A 19723-nucleotide genomic window follows, 5' to 3' on the forward strand; every position below is an offset into this window, starting at 1 on the left:
GCTCCTGCGCGTGAACGCCGAGGGAGAAGGTCGAGGAGCGCCCTGATGACAGTGTGGGAGTCCGAGAGCGAGCTGGCGCCGGAGACGCCTGCCTTCGTCATCGACGGGGAGGTCCTCGACGGCTTCGTGGACCGCTTCGTCGCTGCTCTCGAGGGGAGCTGGCCGCATTCGATCCTTTCCTACTCCTTCAAGACCAACTCCCTGCCCTGGCTGATCTCGTACATGCGGGAGCGGGGCGTGTGGGCGGAGGTGGTCTCGGACGCGGAGTATGAGCTCGCGCTCGCGCTGGGCTATTCCCCGGAGACGATCGTCTACAACGGCCCGATCAAGAGCAGGAGCCGTTTGCGCGAGGCGCTGCGGGCAGGCTCGGTCATCAATCTCGACGCGAAGCGCGAGGTCACTTGGACGGCGGAGCTCGCGCGAGAGCTCGCGGCCGACGCGGCCTCGGGCACGACTGCCGACGGCGACGCCGACGGAGAGGCGGCCGGCGCCGCTGCCGCCCCGCTCGCGGTGGGGCTGCGGGTGAACTGGGACCTCGAGACGCTGCGGCCCGGGGAGTCGACCACGGGCACCGAGGGCAGCCGCTTCGGCTTCAACGTCGACAACGGCGAGCTGGACGCCGCGATCGAGGAGCTCACCGCTGCGGGGGTGCGCATCGCGGGCCTGCACATGCACCGCAACTCCGCGACCCAGTCGCTGGGGGTGTACGAGGCCTCAGCGTCGCTCGCCGCGAGGATCGCCTCCGAGCGGGATCTTGACCTGGACTGGCTGGACATCGGCGGCGGCTTCTTCGGCAGCATCGACGGCTCCCCCACCTTCGACGACTACGTGCGCGTGATCCGCGGCGCGGTCGAGGGCGTGATCGATCCGGAGCGCACCCTGCTGATCGTCGAGCCGGGCGGCTCGCTGATCGCGGTGCCGGTGGAGTTCCACGCCAGCGTGCTGGATGTGAAGCGGGTGGGCGAGAGCGTCTTCGCGATCACGGACGGGAGCCGCACCGACGTTGACCCGCTGTTCCGTCGCCGCCGCGACTACGACGTGCGCCTGTCCACCTCTTCCGCCGAGACCCTGCCCGAGCAGATCGTCGCGGGCTTCACCTGCATGGAGGAGGACCGGATCACGCGGCTGCGCGATGCACCGGCCCTCGCCGTGGGCGACCGCCTGGTGCTCTCCACCGTCGGCGCGTACACGATGAGCTACCAGTCCACCTTCATCGAGTTCCTGCCCGCGGTGCACGTGCGGCGCGGCGGGCGGTACACGCAGGTGCGGCGCCGCTGGGGCGTCACGGACTATCTGCAGGGCAACCGCGTGCTCGAGGGCGACGAGCTGGTCGATCCGGGCACGCCACAGGGCTGATGCCGGGCGCATGCCCGGCAGTCTGCGGCTCGACGCTCGCGACCCGGTGGAGCCTGCACCGGACAGCGCGTCCAGGCCGCGCACGCCCGCCCCCGAGGATCAGCCGTTGAGGTGCTGCTGGAGCGCCTTGACGGTGGCGTAGCTGGTGCGGAAGTCCCAAACCCCGTTGTAGTTCAGCCCGATCGCGGCGCGGAGCTTGCCGGTGGTCTCGGAGCCGATCTTGCCATCGGGGACCGCGCCGACTTTCTTCTGCAGCGCCTTGATGTCGGAGGTGGACAGGGAGCCGTCCTGCGGCACGCCGACCCAGGCCTGCAGGGCGCTGGTGGTCTTGGGACCGAACTTGCCGTCGACCACGAGCTGGCCCGAGGCGGGGCTGGTGCGGTCCGCGTCGCGGGAGGCGCCGGAGGAGGAGCCGCCGCCGGGCTGCGCGTTCGCGTCGGCGCCGCCGTTCGTGCGGGTGAGGCCGGCCTTCTTGCCGCAGGTGGGCCACGCGCCGGGGCCCTGGGCGCCGAGGGTGCGCTGGGCGACGGCGATCTGCTCGGACTTGCTGGCCTTGTTCGCGGTGGAGGCGTACTCGCCGCCGCCGAAGGCTTCCCAGGTGGAGCTCGAGAACTGCAGTCCGCCGTAGTAGCCGTTGCCGGTGTTGATCGACCAGTTGCCGCCGGACTCGCACTGGGCGACCTCGTCCCAGACGGTGCCGCCCGCGGTGGCGCTCTCGGTGCCGACGAGCCCGAGCCCGGCGACGACCACGGCGCCGCCGGTGGCCGCGGCGACCTTCGGGGCGAGGCGGACGCCGCGGAAGGCGACGGCCCTTCCGGGGGCGCGATGGGTGGGCGTGCGGGAGTCGGACATCGAGAGCTCCTCGGATCGGGGAAGTCGGTGAGACGGGAGGGATGGCCGTCGCGGAGCGCCTGACCGACGAGAACGCCGCTGACCTGCGCGCCCGCAGAGAGCACACCTCCACGGTGACCTGCTCTCCCCATCCCGGGAAGTGACCCCACCCGAAAGATTCCCCTTCTCGGGTCATCTCTTTACCAAGTTCAGAATATTCTCGAGCACTCGGGAATGACAGTGGTGTATTTCTTGAGAAGATACAGCCGTGTCACTCCCTCCGCGCGGGCGCGGTGGTGGCGGCGCTGGGCCTTCTCACCGTGGCGATCGCGCTGCTCATCCGCCGCAAGCCGGCCGATGCCGGGCCCCGCCCCGTCGACGCCGGCCGGCCGAGCCCGAGGAGACACTCGCCCCGGCCTGAGCCGTGGCGGCCGAGCACCTCAGTAGTAGACGGCCTCCTGGTTCCCGAACCAGGTGCCGTAGAAGCGGCCGTCCCGGTCCATCATCCCGATCGCTGCTTCCTCGATCGGCACGCGGTGCACGGTGGTGCTCCCGTCCTCGGCGGTCACGGTGAACTCGGCCAGGCCGCCGTAGCCGTAGGCGTCGTAGTAGCCCGTCGCCCCGCCCGCGACGTGGATCTGCGGCGGGGTGAGGATCTGCCAGGTGCCCTCGCCGGTGACCTCCTCCGGGGCGCCGATGGGGCAGTTCTCGGGCTGCGGCTGGGTGCTGCGCGCGCACTCGGCGAGCGCCGTGTCGATCAGGTAGGTGCCGAGCTGCTCCTCGCCGGTCTCGGTGAGCTCGTAGCCGATCTCGATGAGCGAGTTCAGCCAGGGACCGAGCACGGGCGGGATGGTCGAGCGGACCGTGGTCGGGGTGACCGCCTCCCCGCCCTCGGGGGCGCTGAGCTGGTACACGCCGGGCAGCACAACCAGGTGCACCTCGACGAGCCCGAAGGCGTGGTCGGCCCGGGCCTCGTCCGGCAGCGGGACCTCGACCCCGTTGATCAGCACCGCGGGGGCGCTGACGGGCACGGCGACCCGCATCACCGGCAGCTCCACGGGCTCCAGCTCCCACACCGGGCGGCGCAGCACCCCCTCGCGGTGCCGGGTGAGGTGGAGGGTGGTCTCCTGGGTGCGTCGGCCGAGGCTGAGCGTGGCCGTGACCTGGGCGGTGTCACCGTCGACGCTCGTCTCCTCGATCGTGAACCGGTCCACGCGCTCCTCGGCGGCCAGCGCCACCTGGTCGGTGAGGGCGAGGTCGAGCACTCCGCCCTCGGGCTCGACCATGTGCTCGCGCACGGCGTCGGTGTCACCATCGAGGATCGCCTGGAGGAAGCTGCGTGCTTCGGTCTCCGGCGAGCGCTCTCCCACCAGCACCTGCGGCAGCACCAGCACGAGGGCGAGCAGCGCGGCGATCCCGCCGAGCGGCCACCAGCGGCGACGGCGGTGCGGCGAGGGGGCGGAGGCGCGGCCGTCGACTGCCGCAGTGGCCGACGGGGTTCCGGCCGACGGGATTCCGGCCGACGAGCCCTAAGCAGTCGATCCCCCGCGCAGCGCGGCCCCGGCCGAGCGGTCGCCCGTCGTCCGGCCACGGGCTGACCGTGCTCCGGCGGGCAGGTCTTCTCCTGGCGGGGGCGTGCCTGCCGTCGAACCATGGAAGGTGCCGTGCGGCGCCTCCTCGTCCTCGGCCCCGCCCCATCCCCGGACGATGACGCGGCCTGTCGCGCGCTGATCCCGTCCGCTCCCCCACCGGCTGCTGCGCCCCACTGCGCCCCCTGTTCGCATCCATGCCTCGGGAGAGGGTATCCCGGCGCCGTCCGTCGGGAGGCGCGGCCCTGCGTTTCACGCGTTCCGCGCGGTCACGAACTCGCCCACGCGATCCTGGGCGCCCATGGCGTAGCCGGCCAGAAGTGGCACTGGAGTCCAGTGGCTCAGCAGCGGCGGCACGTTGATCCGGGCGGGCACCGGGTCCAGGCGCCCATCGCGGCGCGGGGTCTCGATCTCGTAGGGCCCGGGCAGCGCGCGCAGGGCGATGATGCCGAGCCCTTCGGCGCCGCCGCGTTCTCGGCGGCGACGACCGGGGCTGCGGGCGCGGCTGGTCGGCCCGAGGTGCGATGCACGCCCGGGGCTCACAGCGCGCCGGGCGCCTCCTTCTCGCGGGCGCGGTCGGCGAAGCTGACGCCCATCGCGGCGAGGGTCAGCGCCATGATGATCACCAGCGCGATCGTGAACGCTTCGAGCCAGGCGGTGCCGCCGTCGGTGAGGGAGAAGATGATGCCGGGGATCATCGCGGTGCCGATCGCGGCGCCGAGGCGCTGGCCCAGCTGGAGGATGCCGCCGGCGACGCCGCCGAAGCGGGGGTCCACGGAGTTCAGGGTGAGGGTCTGGTTCGGGGAGATGGTCATGCCCTGGCTCAGGCCCATCAGCATCAGCGGTGCGGCCAGCCACCAGAACGCGACCGCGCCGGACTCCACGAAGCCGGCCAGAAGCGTGGTTCCCAGCAGGCCCAGGAACGCGACGCCGAATCCGGCGATCACCATGCGCCGGCCCAGGGTGAGCACGTAGCGGCCGGCGATCTGGGAGCTGATCGCGGCGGCGATCGAGGAGGGCAGCCCCAGCAGGGATGCCTGGAAGGCGGTGTGGTGGAGGTGCATCTGCAGGAACAGCGGCACGATGATCCACACGCTGGTCGCACCGAGGAAGTACACCGAGACGATGAGGATGCCGTTGCGGAATGCCTTGTTGGCGAAGATCGCGGTGTCGACCATGGGCGAGCTGCCGCGGCTCTTGTAGCGCCGCTCCCAGGTCCACCACAGCCCCAGCACCAGCAGGCCGGCAGGGAAGGACAGCCACACCAGCGCGTTCACGCCACGCTCGAGGAAGGGCAGCATGATCCCGAGGATCGCCAGGCACAGCAGGATCGTGCCGACGGGGTCGAGGTCGGGGCGGCCCTTCCCGCGCGCGCGATCGTCGGGGATGAAGCGGAAGGTGCCGATGATCGCGCCGATGCCGATGGGGACGTTCATCAGGAACATCCAGCGCCAGCCCCAGTTCGGGCCGAGCACCTGGATCAGCAGGCCGCCGATCACGGGGCCGATGGCGGTCGCGACGGCGACGGTGGTGGCCAGCAGCGCGAAGGCCCGGGCGCGGTCCTGGCCGCGGAAGTGCTGCTGGATCAGGGCGACGGTCTGCGGGTTCAGCAGGCCCGAGCCGATGCCCTGGAGGATGCGGGCGAGGTTCAGCATCTCGACGTTCGGGGCCAGGCCCGACATCAGCGAGCCGAGCGTGAAGATCCCGACGCCGATCACGAACATGCGCCGACGCCCGGTCGCGTCCCCTGCGCGCCCGGCGGGGACCAGCAGGATCGCGAAGGAGAGGGCGTAGCCGGAGATCACCCACTGCAGCGAGCCGGTGTCCGCCTCGAGGCCCTCGCCGATCGCGGTGAGGGCGACGTTGATGACGCTCACGGCGATCAGGGCCATGAACAGGGGCGCGAGGAGGACGGCGAGCAGGGGCTTGCGACGCACCGCAGGGGTCGGCGCGCTGTAGTGGGGGATCACCCGGCCACCTTATGCAGTGAGTGCACTTCTGTGGAGGGCGGGGTGACCGGAGGGACACCGCAACGGCCGGGCCTGAGAGGGGACCGGCCGCTGCGGGACGTGCGGGTCAGGAGTGGGAGGGATCCTCGTCGCCCGGCCCGCAGGCGGACTCGTCCGTGCGGGGCTCCGTGGTCTCGTCGGTGCCTGCCGCCCCGAAGCCGGTGCCCGTCGCGGACTGCTGCTCGGGAGCGGCGAACGGGCTCGCGGCGACGTCCTCGGCCGGGATGCGCCGGGCGTCGTCGTTGTAGGGGCCGGGCGGGATGACGTAGGCCGTGCGGTCGCTGAGCAGCGGCGCGCAGGTCTGCAGGGTGCGCACCCCGGGACGGTCCGGGGTGGGCACGCCGGTGAAGCGGCCGAACTGGTCGCCGTATCCCGCGGGACGGACACCGTCGGCGGCGTCGAGCAGTGCGATCGCCTCGCCGGGGCTCGGGTACAGGGAGGACCAGCGGTGCCCGGCCGGCAGCGGCGAGTCGAAGAGGTGCCCCTTGGGGCGGATCCACAGCGCGCCGGGCTTGGAGCGGTCGCGCAGGGCGTGGGCGCGCCAGGTGGTGACCGGGTGGGAAGAGCCCCAGTTGACCCAGTGCACGAAGAAGCTCGGGTCGGTCGCGGCACGGTCGGCGAGCTCGTGGACGTTGACCTCGGTGCCCAGGTACTTCCCACCGGAGAGCAGGCCCATCACGCCGGCGGAGCCCTCGGGCGCGAAGCTGTAGCCGAAATTGTCGGCGGTGTACTCCTGGGAGCGGGACAGGGCCGGGCCCAGCAGCGGGACCAGGGAGAGCAGGTTGGTGAACAGCAGTCGGAAGTAGGAGACGTGGCCGGCGGCGAGGTGGCCCACCTCGTGTCCGATCACGAACTTCAGCGCGTCGCGGTCACGGCCCTGACCGCCGACCTCGAACAGGTCCGAGTGCACCACCACGAAGCGGCGGAACCCGTGACCGGAGGCGAAGGCGTTGATCACGCCGTTGCCCATGGTCACGTAGGCGTCCGGGACGTTGCGCATCCCGAACTGGGCGGCGGCCTCGGCCACCATCCGGTAGCCCTCGGGGAACTGGGTGGGGCTCATCCGCACGGAGGTGGCCCGCATCTGGGCGTACATGATCGCGCGCACCCACCAGATGATCAGGGGCAGCAACGGCAGCAGGAACACCAGCTGGATCACCAGCGGGAGCATCGAGGCGTACTCCCACGCCTTGGAGATCGCGTCCTCGCCCTGCTCGGAGTACAGCCAGATCGTGCCGCCGATCGCGCCGCCCCAGGAGAGGTAGCCGAGCACCGTCGCGGCCACTCCCACCCACAGCAGCGGCAGCTCCCAGGGGTGGCGGATCCGGCGCTGGCCGCGGACGCCGTGGGTGGTGGCGCCGTTGAACAGTGTCGGCTTCTTCGGGGCCGAAGGCGTCGGTGACACCTGCGCGGCGGTGGGCGGATAGGTCATGGGGTACTCCTCGAGCGGTTCTGCTCACGGGGAAGGGTCGGTCGACCCGTGTGGGCCATGGTCCGACGGTAGACCCGCGAGCCTCGCTGCGCATCACCGATCGTGCTGGTCAGACCCGATCATGGACGCAGGGAGGAGGGAACGGCGACGTTCGTCGCAGTGGGGCCGTCCGCGCGGCCGACGGGGGTCGAGCGCATGGAGGATCGCGTCTCCACCGCGCGGCACTCAGCGGAACAGCCGCCCGAGCAGAGCGCGCTTCGCCCCGCGATACGGCGGGGTGACCAGCCGGAGGGTGTCGGGGCGCAGCGGCTTCTTCACGACAGGCTTGGCGTGGGTGAACGCCTCGAGGCTCGCGCGGCCGTGGTACTTCCCCATGCCGGACTCCCCCACGCCGCCGAAGGGCATGGTCTGGGAGCCGAGGTGGGCGAGCGTGTGGCCGAGAGCGAGGGAGCCCGAGGAGGTCTCGGCCGTGAACCGTTCCTCGATCTCGGGGCGGGGACTGAACACGTAGGCGGTCAGAGGCTTCTCGCCCCCGTTGATGCGGGCGATTGCCTCGTCGGGCCCGTCCACGGCGAGCAGCGGGAGCACGGGGCCGAAGATCTCCTCCTCCATCACCGGATCGTCCCAGTCCACGCCGTCGAGGATCGTCGGCGGGAGGTAGCGATTGGCCCGATCGGCTGCGGAGGTGCCACCGAGCACAGCCTTGCCGTCGTCGATCAGGGCAAGCACGCGGTCGAAGTGCTTCTGGTTCACCATGCGGCCGTAGTCGCGGCTGCGTCGGGGGTCGCGCCCGTACATCGCGGCGACGGCGTCCTTCAGATGGGGCACGAGGGCGTCGAGGGTGGAGCGCTCGGCCATGAGGTAGTCGGGGGCGACGCAGGTCTGCCCGGCATTGGTGAACTTCCCCCACACGATGCGGCGGGCGGTGGTGGCGAGGTCGGTACCCGCATCGACGAACACCGGCGACTTCCCGCCGAGCTCGAGCACGGTGGGGGTGAGGTGCTCTGCGGCGGCGCGGGCGACGATCCGGCCGACGATTCCGTTGCCGGTGTAGAAGATCAGGTCGAAGCGCTGTTCGAGCAGGAGCGTGGTCTCCTCGACGGCGCCTTCGACGACTCTCACCCAGGCCGGGTCGAGGTGGGCGCGGACGAGGTGCGCGAGCGCGGCGGAGGTGGCGGGGGCGACCTCGCTGGGCTTCAGCAGTGCGGTGTTGCCGCCGGCGATCGCGCCGATCAGCGGTGCGAGCGCAAGGTTCACGGGGTAGTTCCACGGGGAGATGATCAGCGTGGTCCCGAGAGGCTCACGACGGATCTGCCCGCTGGAGGGCGCGAGCAGCAGCCCTGGGCCGAAGCGCTCCGGTCGCAGCCAGGCACGGAGGTTCTTCCGCAGGTGCGCGATCTCCTGGGTGACGACGCCCAGCTCGGTGATCAGTGATTCGGTGCGGGACTTGCCGAGGTCCAGCTCGAGGGCCTTCAGCAGCCGGGGGCGTTCGGCGCGGAGGCCGCGGGCGAGGGCGTCGAGCTGGGCGATCCGCGCTGCGAGCGGCCGGGTGGTGCCGGCGTCGAAGGAGTCCCGCAGCGCGGCGACGTCGGCGAGGATCTCGCCTCGTCGGACGGCGTCGAGGGCGGTGGAGGCCTGCTGAGCGTCAGTCGACATGGCTCCAGGGTAGGGCCGACGGGTCGCGATGCGCCGTGGGCGAACGACCTGTCCGTCCCCGTTCCGTCGGTGGTCGATGCCGGACAATGGAGGGGACGCCGTCCCGAAGGCCGGGCCGACGCGAGGAGGCTCCCCGAATGGCTGTGCTGCTGTCGGCACCGATCCTGCTGTCGATCACCCTGCTGATCTCCGGGCTCGCGAAGCTCGGTGCGCGCGAGGGGACCCAGGACGCGATGCGCTCGCTGCGCCTCCCGCTGCCGACGATGCACGCCTCGGTCGCCTCGGTGCTGCCGGTGACGGAGATCGTGCTCGCGCTCGCGATCTGGATCCCGGCCCCGCCGCTGCAGGTGCTGCTGACGGGGCTCGTGGCGGCTCTGATGCTCACCTATCTGATGATCATCGCGCGGGCGCTGACCTTCGAGGAGCAGGTGCACTGCTCCTGCTTCGGCACCCTCGCCTCCCCCACCGTCTCCCGCACCACGCTGGTGCGGAACGTGCTCCTGAGCCTCCTCGGCGTGCTGGCCGTCGCCGCCGCCGGGAGCGGCGCGATGACCACTCTCCTGGTGCAGGCGCCGATGGGGCTGATCGGTCTCGGGCTCGCGCTGCTGATCGCGATCGCGCTGACGGCCGCCACGATCGGCGGCAGCGTCGCCGAGACCGATGCCGACGCCTCGACCGCTCCCACCACTACCCCGGCCGATGCGGACGAGGACGAGCTGCTGGACTACGAGCGCTCCCCGATCCCGGCGGCGGTGCTGCAGCAACCCGACGGCCGCCTGATCACCCTCACCCAGCTCACCGCGCAGCGGGCGGCGCTGCTGGTGTTCGTCACCGAGGGCTGCGGGCCGTGCGAGCGGGTGCTGGACCACGCCGAGGAGTGGATCGGCGAGCTGGAGCAGACGCTGCAGGTGCGGTTCGTGTTCTCCCGCCCGCTGGACCAGCTGCGCGAGCGGACGACGGACCGCGTCACCGACCACGCCCTGCACGACCTGCAGTTCACCGCCCGCACCGCGCTCGGCAGCGCGAGCGCGCCGAGTGCAGTGCTGCTGGGGGCCGACGGCCAGCTCGCCGGCGGCCCCGTCAACGGCGGCAGCGCGGTGATCGAGTTCGTGCAGGAGATCCGGGAGCAGCTCGCGGAGGCGGGCGTCGGCGGCGAGCCGGACGCGACCGAGTGAGCGGAGAGGCTCCCGCGGAGCAGTCCGGCGGTTCTCGCCTGTCGCGTCGAGTGGACGACGGGGGACGCTTCGCTCCGGGCGCACCAGCTGGCGCCTTCCGAGGGAGGCGCTCTCAGGCGGACAGGTGCGACGGCGGACCGTCACGCCCCTGATATTGACATGCCTTCGGCGAATAGAAAGGAGGGCGGTCACGATTCTTCACCTCCGACACCTTTCCGTGACCTTACCGCCCAGTAAGTTTTCCGCGCTTCCACTTTTATCTGGGCATTTCCGACAAGTCGCCTGTGGCGTCTAGTCTGTGCGCATGACCTCTCCCGCCCCCGCGCACCGCCCTGAGCCGCCGCCACTCTCGATCCTGTTCGTGTGCACCGGCAACGTCTGCCGCTCCCCCTTTGCCGAACATCTGCTGCGCGATCGACTGCCTGGCAGCCGCGTCGTGAGCAGGGGCATTTTCGCACTCGAGGGCAGTGCGATGGAGTCGCAGATGGCGGGCGAGCTCTCGGCGCGCGGGGTCGACCCGCAGGGCTTCCGCGCCCGTCAGGTATCCGCCGCGGACCTCGGGGCGGATCTGATCCTGACGATGTCGCGCCGGCAGCGCGCCTACCTCCTGGATGAATTCCCTGCCGCAGCTAGGCGCATCAGACATATAGGACATGTTCCAGAGCTCGCTCGGATGGCGTCGGAGAATCCGGATTCTTCGCTGAAGGAAATCATCTCCGCGTGGACGCGCCGCGCGATTCCCGCGGGCCTCGACGTCCCCGATCCCTACGGCAAGGACGCGGCGCAGGCGGCACGGACGGCCGCATTGCTGACCGAGCGGGTGGAGCAGCTGGTGCCGGTGCTGCGCCGGGGCATCCTAGCCCGCTGATCAGCTCTGGCGGGCCCAGCCGTGGTCCACGAGATCCGCGACCGCGCCGCGGACCAGGGCCGCGCTCTCGGGGTGCTCCCCGATCTCCTCGACCACCATTTGCTTGAGCTGATCGACGGTGAGGGGGCCCGCGTCGGCGAGCAGGTCCCAGACCAGTCCCGCGAGGCCCGGCAGGTGGATCGCGCCGTGCTCGCCGAGCACGAACAGCCCGGACTCGACGGCGAGCGCCTGGCGGAACGGAGCGGCGGCGATCGTGCCGGGCGCCGGCGCCGTGTCCTCGCCGGCGGCAGCATCGCTGGGCGACGGCTCGATCTCGACCGTCTCGACGTGCTCGGGCGGCGGCAGGCGGCGCAGCAGCTCCTCGAGCTCGGCGGCTTCCCGGTAGCGCACCTCCAGAGCGCCGCCCACGGAGTCCAGCAGGGCGGCGAGCGCGGCGAGGCCGCCGGGCACCTCCCACAGGGAGGAGGTCTGCGGCACGATCCGGGTCAGTGCCTCGGACAGCGGCACCCGCGTCACCGAGGACCCCTCCCCCACCTCGCCCTCGTCCTGGATCCGCTCGAGCAGCAGCACCATCGCCGGAGCCGGGGCGGCCACCTCATCGGCGGCGCGCAGGCCCAGGCCCGGCAAGGCGAGATCCCGCTTCGCGCCGAGCTCCGGGTCGTGCTTGGAGACGGGCTTGGGATACGGGGTGAGCGCGAAGCTGCCGGGTGTGATGATCGTCAGCTCGTCGGTGAGATAGGCGCCGTCCCGTCCCAGCAGGGAGGAGGCGGTGGACTTCCCCGCCCCGGACGCGCCGACGAGCACGAGGGTGCCGAGCTCGGGGTGGGCGACGGCGCCGGCGTGGAGCAGCAGGCGGGTGCCGATCAGTCGGCGGATCACCTCGCGGGTGAGGTGGCCGGAGATGGTGTAGCTCGCCTCGGGCCGCGCCGACAGCGGGACGGTCCCGGCGGGGAGGTCGCCGCCGGCGAGCGCGTAGTCGAGGCGGATCTGCGGCGTCGCACCGTCGTCGTCGGCCGCGCGCAGGTGGGACCACAGGGTGTCGATCTCCTCGGCCACGGTCTCCAGGCCGGGCCCGAAGGTGAGCAGCACGCGGTGGCCGGCGACCTCGAGCCGGGTCGCGGCGACGGTGGTGGGCGCGGCGTTCACGCGGCGTCCTCCTCGATCGTCTCGAGGATCCCGCCCGTATCGAGCTCGGCGAGGAAGTCGGTGATGATCTGCTCGGCATCCTCGGGCACGTCCTCGACCTCCTGCCGCAGCCGGTCGGCGAGCTCGGCGGGGCTCGCGGCGCGGTCCGGCGTCTCGGCGAGAAGCTCGAGCACGAGGGCGCCCACGCCCTGGATGCGAGTGATCGGGCCGTGGGGCAGCGCCCCGACCCACAGGTCCTCCCCGTCCCAGTCGCTGACCAGGGGGCGCAGCCGGTAGCGGGTCACGGGACGCTCGCCTGGACGAAGCGGCCGGAGCCGCCGGCGTGGAGCTGACCGGCGGCGGCGGGCACGAACAGGGCCTTGCCGGCGGGGAGCACGTGGCGGCCCAGGTCGCTCTGGAGCAGCACCTCCCCCTCGAGGCCGAGGAGGGTGCGGGGTCCGCCGCCGGGGACGCGGTGGCGGGTGCGGAAGGTGCCGGGCGGGTCGGTGAGCGTGGTCAGCGACAGCTCGAAGTCGTCGACGGGGGCGTAGTAGGCGACCGACGTCGCGTTCTGCCGCTCCGGCGCGACGCGCAGCGGCGGGGCGGCCTGCACGCTCACGCACTGCAGCATCTCGTCGGCGTCGACCTTCTTGGGGGTCAGCCCGGCGCGCAGCACGTTGTCGCTGGCGGCCATGATCTCCAGGCCCACGCCGTGCAGGTAGGCGTGCAGGGTCCCGGCGGGCACGAACATCGCCTCGCCGGGGCGGAGGGTGACGGGGTTCAGCAGCAGCGCGGCGACCACGCCGGGATCGCCCGGGTGGTGCTCGGCCAGCAGCGCGACGGTCTTGTCGATGCGCGGGGAGGGCGAGCGGCCGGAGTCGGCACGAGCCCGGCAGGCCTCGACGACCTGCTGGACCGCCTCGGGGTCGGGGCGCATCGCGGAGGAGACCAGGGTGCGGAACGCGGCGCGCATGCCGTGGGCGGTGGGACTGCGGGTGAGGAGGGTGTGGAGCCGATCGGTGAGGTCGGTGCCCAGCCCCTCCAGGAGCGCGGCGGCGCGGCGCGGGGTGCGGAATCCGCACAGCGCGGTGAACCGGGTCAGCGCGATCAGCATCTCGGGCTTGTGGTTGTCGTCGCGGTAGTTGCGCAGCGGCGACTCGAGCGGGAGCCCGGCCGCGGTCTCCGCGGCGAAGGACTCCTGGGCGTGCTCGCGGTCGGGGTGGACCTGCAGGGACAGCGGCTTCTCCGGCGCGATGACCTTCAGCAAGTAGGGCAGTCGGGCGCCGAAGGCGCGCTCCACGCCGTCGCCGAGCATGCGGCGCGGGTCCGCGGCGATCGCGGCGTCGAGGCCGGCGCCGGCGTCCTGCCCGGTGGCGAGGGTGGAGGGCGCCAGCGGATGCGCCCCGTACCAGGCCTCGGCCCAGGGGGCGCCGTCGGCGGGGTGGCCCAGGAACTCGGGGATCGCGGTGGTCGATCCCCAGTCGTAGTGCTGGATGCGGCTATCGAGCTCCCACACGTCCGCTCCCCCTCCCCTTCTCGTCCCTGCGTCCTTCTGCGCTCATGACGAGCATCCTTCCGCCCGCGGGCGCTGCTGCCGGTCCCGCGGCCAGGGGCCGGCGGCTCCTACACTTGCCCCCATGACATCCCTCGTGCAGGTGCCGGTCCCGGTGCGTCTGCGCATGGCCCATGGCTGCCTCGACCATATTGCCCGAGGTGCGGGTGTGAGGATCCTGCATCTCAAGGGCGAGGCGCTGCATCCGCTGCTGGCCGAGGGCCGCGCCGGCTCCTCGGACTGCGACGTGCTGGTGGACCCGGCGCAGGTCGCGCCGCTGGTGGCCGCGCTCGAGGCCGACGGGTGGGAGCAGGTGACCACCTTCGAGCACGGCAGCGTGTTCGCGCATGCGGCGACGTTCCACCACCGCGTGTGGGGCACGGCCGATCTGCACCGCGCCTTCCCGGGTCTGGACCGGGATGCGGCGGCGAGCTTCGAGCAGCTGTGGGCGCGCCGGGAGAGCGTGGATCTCGGCGGCGCTGCGTGCGCGGTCCCGGATCTCACCGCGCAGAGGCTGGTGCTGCTGGTGCACGCCGCCCGCGATGCGAGCGGCCGCTCCCGTCACGACGTGCGCGTGGCCTGGACCGAGGTGGACGAGGCGGAGAGGGCGCGGATCGAGGACCTCGCCGCTGAGCTCGGCGCGGAGGTGCCGCTCGCGCTCGCGACCGGTCGCCCGGAGACCGTGGAGGGCCTGCCCGGGGCGCGGGTGTGGCAGGCGGTGCACGACGGCGCCGCCCCGCGGGAGGTGTGGCGGGCACGGCTGCGGGACGCCGAGGGACCGCTGGAGACGGCGCGGCTGCTGGTCGAGGCGCTGCAGGTCAATCGCGATCATCTGGGCCTCCGCCTGGGCCATGCCCCGTCTCGGCGCGAGGTGCGCCGGGAGTGGTGGGCGCGCTGGGGGCGCTTCCTGCGCCGCTGAGCCCCGGCCGACGGGCCGACGCGTCGGCCGGGCGCTCCGTGCGGCGGTTCCGTGAGCGACTCCCGGCGAGCCGTCGCACGAGCAGCCCGAGGCCGACGCCGAGCGCGGCCCCGGCGGTGTTGGCGAGGATGTCGACCAGGTCCTGCTCCCGCGTGCCGATCTCGCCCTGGTAGAGCTCGACCGCGATCGAGAGTCCCGCGCCGGCCGCCACCCACCACCAGGTGGGCACCAGCACGGCGAGCGCCGCGAAGAACGGCACGAACAGCGCCACGTTCGCGAGCGCCGCGAACATCTCCGGGGTGACCTGCTCACGCAGGCCGACGGCACCGGTGAAGGCGTACCAGATCCGCACGTTCAGACGGTTCACGGCCCAGCCGTCCGAGGTGAGCAGCAGGGCGCCCGCCGCGAGCGGGTAGAGCAGCAGCACGAGCGCAGCGAGGAGGCGGAGGGGGCGGGGCAGGGCAGGGCCGGTGCGCTGCGCGGCCCCCGCCTCCGGTGCGGGCCGGGCCATCGTCAGTAGGCGCCCGAGGAGGCGAGCACGGCCTTGACCGTGCGGATGAGGATCTGGAGGTCCTGGGTGAAGGACCAGTTGTCGACGTAGTAGGTGTCCAGCCGCACCGTGTCCTCCCAGGAGAGGTCGCTGCGGCCGGAGACCTGCCACAGCCCGGTGATGCCGGGGCGCACGTGCAGGCGCCGGCGGGCGTCGTCGTCGTAGCGCTCCACCTCGCCGGGCAGGGCGGGGCGGGGGCCGACGAGGCTCATGTCACCGCGCAGCACGTTCCACAGCTGCGGCAGCTCGTCGAGGGAGAAGCGGCGCAGGAAGTGTCCGGGGGCGGTGATGCGTGGGTCGTCCTGCATCTTGAACATGACCGTGTTGCCGCGATCCTGGACGGCGCGCTCGACCATCTCGGCCTTCACGGCCTCGGCGTCGGTGACCATCGTGCGGAACTTCAGTAACTCGAAGTGCTTTCCGTCGCGGCCCACGCGCTGCTGGCGGAAGATCACCGGCCCTCCGTCGTGGGCGCGGATGCGCAGCGCGATGACGGTCAGCAGCGGGGCGATCACGACGAGGACGAGCGCGGCGACGACCACGTCGAACAGACGCTTGGTCCAGCGCAGGGCCTGGCGGGCGCGGGGCAGGTCCATGTGCACCAGCGGCAGGCCCGCGACGGGGCGCATCGTGACGCGGTCCGCGGAGATCTCGGTGAGGGCGGGCACCACGATCACGCCGATCCTCTCGTGCTCGAGCTTCCAGGCGGTCCGGCGGAACTCCTCGGCGCTCGAGGTGGACCCGGCGGTGAACAGGAGCATGTCCGGGGCGGCAGACTCCGCGATCGCCAGCAGGTCACGCTCCGCGCCGAGCACGGGGATGCCGAGCCGGGAGGAGTCGGCGATGCCACCCGGGGTCACGGCTCCCACCACGTCGTAGCCGAGCCACCGCTCCCGGTGCAGGGTCGCGGCGATCCCGTCGACGTGGCCGAGGGAGCCCACGGCGATCACCGACTGCCGGAAGACCCCCCGCAGGCGGGCCGTGGCGAGGCCGCGCCGCAGCAGCAGCCGGTTCAGCAGCAGCAGCGGCGGGCCCGCCACGAAGAACGCGAGGAAGAAGGCGCGGGAGAGCTCGAGATCCAGCAGGTAGACGAACGCTCCGATGGCCCCGAAGGCGGCACCGGATGCGTGGAGGACGTTGCGGTAGAGCTGCGGGCCGGAGGTGAGCTGTCGGCGGTCGTACCCGCCGAGCATCACGATCGCGGCCAACCAGCCCAGCGCCATGATCAGGGAGGCGCTGGCGACGTTCTCGCGAAGATCGCCGGCCGGAGGCAGGACGACCTGGCGGACGGCGAACGCGATGCCCACCGCGAGGGCGAGCGCGAGCACGTCCGCGACGATCATCGCCGGCAGGGTCAGCAGGCGCAGCTGCGCGACCGGCGTGCGCAGGGGCCGCGTCGCGGCTCGACGGCGTGCCGCAGCGGTCCGCTCGGCATCCAGCTCAGTCATGGTCCCCACTCCCAGGTCCCCGGGAACAGCGTTCAACAGCCCCTCCACGGCTCATCGTCGACCACGGCCACCGTCTCACACCCCTGCGCCGTACCGTGCGGTCCAACGCCCAGCCGCCCCGAGTGCCCGCGGGAGATACCGGGCGAAGCGACGCTTGCTTGCGACTTTAATGGTGGGTGGCGACAGACGAGCACAGTTGTGCAGAAATTGTGATCAGAGCCGCTGAGCTCACCCGGGCGGCCACGCACCTGAGAGCGAGAGGTAGGTCCGCTGCGTGAGGGCGCGAGAGAGCTGGACCGGCTGCCGCGTGGTGCTCGGCGTGAGCGTGCCGGTGATGTCGGCGGCGATCTGGAAGCCCAGCAGGCCGGGCTTGGACAGTCCGAAGGTGTGCGGCGAGATGATCTGCGAATACGGCTTCGCGGTGCCAGCGGTGACCGCCTGGTTCGTGGTGAACGTGTAGCTCATCGTGACCACGACCTGCCCCTTGCTGTTGGTGGTGACGGTCGGCGGATAGAAGGTGGTGGATCCCTTCGCGGACAGGGGCGAGACGCAGATCGGGCTCCCGGTGATGCTGCCCGTGTAGGTGAAAGGCTTCGCCGCGTCACCCGGACTGATGGTCGTGTACGAAGGACCGACGGCGATCTGCCCGGCGACGGATGTGTTCGTGCCGGGCGCGTAGATCGCGGTGACCGTGGAGGTGAGAGCTGCGCCCGAGGCGAGAGTCGTGGATCCGCGGTAGTTCGCGGTCTGCCCTGTCCCCGAGGTCGAGGTGGGGCGGGAGAACCAGAACCCGGTGGTGGAGGGGTAGACGCCCGTGGTCTGCAAGTTCCCTGTCGGGGTGAAGCTGCCCTCGCCGTTGACGGCGTTCATGGCATTCCAGGTGGTCGCGGTCGTCCCTCGCCCGTCCACCCAGTTCAGGTCGGACTCCGCCCACGTGGTGCCGTTGCGGAACGATTCCTCAGGGGTGTCGGCCGCGGTCTGGACACCGCCTTCATTGCCTCCGAAATACCCGACGCGTCCGACGGTGTCCGCCGACGCCGAGGCGGAGACGAAGATCCCCAGATCCATCTCGTACTGCGCAGGCGGCTGACTCGCCGCGACCGCGGGCGCGGCGACGGTCGCGAGTGCGACGGGTGCCGCCCACGCGGCACCGCGCACGACGGCGCGACGGGTCGGCCTGGCCTCCTGCTGTGGCGTGGTCATGTGTCTTCCCCCGGCCTCTCGATGCCCCTGAGCACTGTGCGAGCGGCGTGACCGATCCGCTGCGTCGGCGCGTTCAACAAGGCTTCCGGGGACCATGTTCAGCGGTCCCAGCCCAGGTGCAGGACCGCCTCCTCGAACGCCGCCTCGACACTGCGCGGCGAAACTCGAAGTTGGCATAGGGGCGCGATAGCCGGTGCGCTCGAGCCCCTGTGACTGCGCTGGTCCTGACGCCGCACTGCCGATGCCACGCGCCGGTCCCGCGCGACGTCGCCGCTGAAGCGCGGCGGCTCCCCCGAGGGGCAACTGAAGACTTTCCTCGGTTCTGATCGGTGGGTGGCGTCACATCCGCGACCGTCCGCCGGCGAGCAACCCGGACTCGAGGCGAGGTCGCGACCTGGGAGGCCAACAAGGAGCGACGATACTTTCGGCCATGGCCGCTGAGTTGCCGCTATCGTTCGACTCGTCGCCCGTGCACCGAGCGCGGGCCCCGGATGAGGAGCAAGGAGGGGACGTGGCCGGTCCATCGGTCAGCGTGATCATCCCGTGCTTCCAGGCGCACGCGACCATCGCGCTCCAGCTGGCGTCGCTCTCGGATCAGATCGATGCGCCGCCGTTCGAGGTGATCCTCGTGGACAACGACCCTGCGCAACGACTCGATGAGGCCGTTGCGGACTTCCTGCACTCCACCGCTTTCGAGCTGAAGGTCGTCCGAGCACACGAGCACCAGGGCTCCTCCTATGCGCGGAACGTGGGGATCTCCCATGCTCGCGCCGAGTCACTGCAGTTCTGCGATGCGGACGACGTCGTCTCACGGACCTGGGTGAGGAATGGATATTTATCGTCCCAGCACACTGAGATCTGGACCGGTGAGTCGATCCTGCTGGCCGAGGCGCCCTTCTCAGACGGCCTCGAGACGGTCCGCCGAGAGTTCGACGTTCCTTCCCCGGAGTGGAGCGCACCAGCGGACAAGCAGACCGGCCCGTTCCCCGTCCTGATGGCGGGAAACTTCGGAGGGGCACGGTCGACGGTTCTCGAGCTAGGCGGCTTCGATCAGGGCTTCGCCCACTACGGCGACGACAACGATCTCGCCTTCCGCTCCCGGCGCGCCGGCCATCGAGTCCCAGTCGCGGAGTCAGCCCGCATCGCGTATCGGGGGAAGTGGTCCGCGAAGCAGCGCATGCGCCGCGGGTTCCACGACGCGCGGGCCCGACGGCGACTGCTGATCGTCCACGGAGTGTCCTCGCAGTCGCCCGTCCCGCCGTGGCCGGCCGACATAGCACGCTGCCTGGCGGCCACGGCTCTGATGCCGTTCCGTCGCTCCGCCTCGCCGTTCGATATCGCCATGCGATGGTCCTATGCACTCGGGAACGCGAGCGGCGCGCTCCGTTTCGGATGGCCGCGCACAGCGCCCCCGTCCACGCCGGGGCTCGGACTCACCGCACCATCGGCCCGACACAACAATCCTTCGGAAGGGACGATGTCCGCATGAGGCTGCCGCTCGCAGGGGCCGTGAGGCGCGCGCTCTTCCGCGCCGCGGGGTCCTCCGTGGTGCCGATTCGACACCGGGCCCGGCTCCTAGCTCGACTAGGGCTCGCCGGTATCGACGACGTCGCCCTCGGCCACGGAGTCACTTTCTGCAATCCAGGGGCGATCCAAATCGGATCGGGGAGCTTCATCAACAACCAGGCCTACTTCGATGCCGGCCCGATCAGACTCGGAACCAACGTCACCGTGGGCCCCCGAGCACTGTTCGTGACGGGCAATCACGGGATCGGCACGTCGACGCGACGGGCAGCAGATGGCGCCCACCGCGGGGTCACGGTCGGCGACGGAGCATGGATCGGCGCCGGGGCGATCATCCTCCCGGGCATCACGATCGGCGCCGGATGCATCATCGGCGCAGGAGCCGTGGTGACCAACGACTGCCTCCCCGACAGCGTCTACGCAGGCGTTCCCGCTCGGAAGCTACGTGACCTGGGGCCGGATGAACAGGTCGAGGAGGTGGGCTGA

The 19723-nt window shown here is 71.6% G+C and carries 18 protein-coding genes; 6 read left to right on the top strand and 12 right to left on the bottom strand.

Translation table 11 applies throughout. The features are described from left to right. The first annotated feature begins 45 nt into the window (after positions 1-45). Positions 46-1356 (top strand): type III PLP-dependent enzyme domain-containing protein, encoded by a 1311-nt coding sequence (locus tag HMPREF3159_RS09335; RefSeq protein WP_070500780.1) that lies wholly within the window; start codon positions 46-48, stop codon positions 1354-1356. A 99-nt stretch (positions 1357-1455) separates the two neighbouring features. On the opposite strand, the gene HMPREF3159_RS18120 is transcribed toward HMPREF3159_RS09335, so the two are convergent. The 6 genes from HMPREF3159_RS18120 to HMPREF3159_RS09365 form a co-directional block, all read right to left on the bottom strand. Beyond that, the gene (locus tag HMPREF3159_RS18120) at positions 1456-2208 is read right to left on the bottom strand and encodes a transglycosylase family protein (RefSeq protein WP_070500781.1); all 753 of its coding nucleotides are present in this window, start codon (positions 2206-2208) and stop codon (positions 1456-1458) included. Between the two features lie 419 nt (positions 2209-2627). Further along, positions 2628-3581, bottom strand: a complete 954-nt coding sequence (locus HMPREF3159_RS09345) for a hypothetical protein (protein WP_070500782.1) — start codon at positions 3579-3581, stop codon at positions 2628-2630. Positions 3582-4028: 447 nt separating this feature from the next. After that, positions 4029-4319 carry a hypothetical protein gene (locus tag HMPREF3159_RS09350; protein WP_070500783.1) on the bottom strand — a complete coding sequence of 97 codons (291 nt, stop codon included), beginning with the start codon at positions 4317-4319 and terminating at the stop codon, positions 4029-4031. Further along, the gene (locus tag HMPREF3159_RS09355) at positions 4316-5746 is read right to left on the bottom strand and encodes an MFS transporter (RefSeq protein ID WP_070500784.1); all 1431 of its coding nucleotides are present in this window, start codon (positions 5744-5746) and stop codon (positions 4316-4318) included. The genes HMPREF3159_RS09350 and HMPREF3159_RS09355 overlap by 4 nt, the downstream gene beginning before the upstream one ends. Positions 5747-5852: 106 nt before the next feature. Next, the gene (locus tag HMPREF3159_RS09360; RefSeq protein WP_246821588.1) at positions 5853-7217 is read right to left on the bottom strand and encodes a M48 family metallopeptidase; all 1365 of its coding nucleotides are present in this window, start codon (positions 7215-7217) and stop codon (positions 5853-5855) included. 225 nt (positions 7218-7442) lie between these two features. Then, a complete protein-coding gene (locus HMPREF3159_RS09365) occupies positions 7443-8873 on the bottom strand; it encodes an aldehyde dehydrogenase family protein (RefSeq protein ID WP_070500785.1) in 1431 nt (476 codons plus the stop codon). A gap of 137 nt (positions 8874-9010) precedes the next feature. On the opposite strand from HMPREF3159_RS09365, the gene HMPREF3159_RS09370 reads away from it, so the two are divergent. Continuing rightward, positions 9011-10048: a MauE/DoxX family redox-associated membrane protein gene (locus HMPREF3159_RS09370; RefSeq protein ID WP_070500786.1), complete on the top strand. Its 1038-nt coding sequence runs from the start codon at positions 9011-9013 to the stop codon at positions 10046-10048. 304 nt (positions 10049-10352) lie between these two features. Then, positions 10353-10916 (top strand): arsenate reductase/protein-tyrosine-phosphatase family protein, encoded by a 564-nt coding sequence (locus HMPREF3159_RS09375; RefSeq protein WP_083305892.1) that lies wholly within the window; start codon positions 10353-10355, stop codon positions 10914-10916. On the opposite strand, the gene HMPREF3159_RS09380 is transcribed toward HMPREF3159_RS09375, so the two are convergent. Genes HMPREF3159_RS09380 through manA form a run of 3 tightly spaced genes read right to left on the bottom strand, consistent with a single transcriptional unit; the run spans position 10917 to position 13557 of the window. Next, positions 10917-12062 carry a P-loop NTPase family protein gene (locus tag HMPREF3159_RS09380; RefSeq protein WP_070500788.1) on the bottom strand — a complete coding sequence of 382 codons (1146 nt, stop codon included), beginning with the start codon at positions 12060-12062 and terminating at the stop codon, positions 10917-10919. Continuing rightward, complete coding sequence (locus HMPREF3159_RS09385; protein WP_070500789.1) at positions 12059-12346, bottom strand: PqqD family peptide modification chaperone; 288 nt, start codon at positions 12344-12346, stop codon at positions 12059-12061. The genes HMPREF3159_RS09380 and HMPREF3159_RS09385 overlap by 4 nt, the downstream gene beginning before the upstream one ends. Beyond that, positions 12343-13557: a mannose-6-phosphate isomerase, class I gene (gene manA / locus HMPREF3159_RS09390; RefSeq protein ID WP_070500790.1), complete on the bottom strand. Its 1215-nt coding sequence runs from the start codon at positions 13555-13557 to the stop codon at positions 12343-12345. Before manA ends, HMPREF3159_RS09385 begins: the two co-directional genes overlap by 4 nt. A 121-nt stretch (positions 13558-13678) precedes the next feature. Between manA and HMPREF3159_RS09395 the strand changes: the two genes are divergently transcribed. Beyond that, positions 13679-14512, top strand: a complete 834-nt coding sequence (locus tag HMPREF3159_RS09395; RefSeq protein ID WP_246821589.1) for a nucleotidyltransferase family protein — start codon at positions 13679-13681, stop codon at positions 14510-14512. On the opposite strand, the gene HMPREF3159_RS09400 is transcribed toward HMPREF3159_RS09395, so the two are convergent. From HMPREF3159_RS09400 to HMPREF3159_RS09410, 3 genes are all read right to left on the bottom strand, one after another. Continuing rightward, positions 14412-15023, bottom strand: coding sequence for a VanZ family protein (locus HMPREF3159_RS09400; RefSeq protein ID WP_070500792.1), 612 nt, complete (start codon positions 15021-15023; stop codon positions 14412-14414). The genes HMPREF3159_RS09395 and HMPREF3159_RS09400 overlap by 101 nt on opposite strands. A gap of 2 nt (positions 15024-15025) precedes the next feature. Then, positions 15026-16510, bottom strand: coding sequence for a sugar transferase (locus tag HMPREF3159_RS09405; RefSeq protein ID WP_083305893.1), 1485 nt, complete (start codon positions 16508-16510; stop codon positions 15026-15028). A gap of 228 nt (positions 16511-16738) precedes the next feature. Further along, positions 16739-17713, bottom strand: coding sequence for a hypothetical protein (locus HMPREF3159_RS09410; RefSeq protein WP_141748160.1), 975 nt, complete (start codon positions 17711-17713; stop codon positions 16739-16741). A 511-nt stretch (positions 17714-18224) separates the two neighbouring features. On the opposite strand from HMPREF3159_RS09410, the gene HMPREF3159_RS09415 reads away from it, so the two are divergent. Together HMPREF3159_RS09415 and HMPREF3159_RS09420 are read left to right on the top strand one after the other, a co-directional pair. Continuing rightward, positions 18225-19202: a glycosyltransferase family 2 protein gene (locus tag HMPREF3159_RS09415; protein WP_168165407.1), complete on the top strand. Its 978-nt coding sequence runs from the start codon at positions 18225-18227 to the stop codon at positions 19200-19202. Then, positions 19199-19723 carry an acyltransferase gene (locus HMPREF3159_RS09420; RefSeq protein WP_070500795.1) on the top strand — a complete coding sequence of 175 codons (525 nt, stop codon included), beginning with the start codon at positions 19199-19201 and terminating at the stop codon, positions 19721-19723. Before HMPREF3159_RS09415 ends, HMPREF3159_RS09420 begins: the two co-directional genes overlap by 4 nt.

This window comes from Brachybacterium sp. HMSC06H03 (genome assembly GCF_001807385.1).
GTDB classification, from domain to species: Bacteria; Actinomycetota; Actinomycetes; order Actinomycetales; family Dermabacteraceae; genus Brachybacterium; species Brachybacterium conglomeratum.

What these genes read in the sequence shown, in the direction of transcription:
- HMPREF3159_RS09335 (WP_070500780.1), top strand. Translation starts at nt 46, where the DNA reads ATGACAGTGTGGGAGTCCGAGAGCGAGCTGGCGCCGGAGACGCCTGCC.
- HMPREF3159_RS18120 (WP_070500781.1), bottom strand. Translation starts at nt 2,208, where the DNA reads ATGTCCGACTCCCGCACGCCCACCCATCGCGCCCCCGGAAGGGCCGTC.
- HMPREF3159_RS09360 (WP_246821588.1), bottom strand. Translation starts at nt 7,217, where the DNA reads ATGACCTATCCGCCCACCGCCGCGCAGGTGTCACCGACGCCTTCGGCC.
- HMPREF3159_RS09365 (WP_070500785.1), bottom strand. Translation starts at nt 8,873, where the DNA reads ATGTCGACTGACGCTCAGCAGGCCTCCACCGCCCTCGACGCCGTCCGA.
- HMPREF3159_RS09370 (WP_070500786.1), top strand. Translation starts at nt 9,011, where the DNA reads ATGGCTGTGCTGCTGTCGGCACCGATCCTGCTGTCGATCACCCTGCTG.
- HMPREF3159_RS09375 (WP_083305892.1), top strand. Translation starts at nt 10,353, where the DNA reads ATGACCTCTCCCGCCCCCGCGCACCGCCCTGAGCCGCCGCCACTCTCG.
- HMPREF3159_RS09395 (WP_246821589.1), top strand. Translation starts at nt 13,679, where the DNA reads ATGACATCCCTCGTGCAGGTGCCGGTCCCGGTGCGTCTGCGCATGGCC.
- HMPREF3159_RS09400 (WP_070500792.1), bottom strand. Translation starts at nt 15,023, where the DNA reads ATGGCCCGGCCCGCACCGGAGGCGGGGGCCGCGCAGCGCACCGGCCCT.
- HMPREF3159_RS09405 (WP_083305893.1), bottom strand. Translation starts at nt 16,510, where the DNA reads ATGACTGAGCTGGATGCCGAGCGGACCGCTGCGGCACGCCGTCGAGCC.
- HMPREF3159_RS09410 (WP_141748160.1), bottom strand. Translation starts at nt 17,713, where the DNA reads ATGACCACGCCACAGCAGGAGGCCAGGCCGACCCGTCGCGCCGTCGTG.
- HMPREF3159_RS09420 (WP_070500795.1), top strand. Translation starts at nt 19,199, where the DNA reads ATGAGGCTGCCGCTCGCAGGGGCCGTGAGGCGCGCGCTCTTCCGCGCC.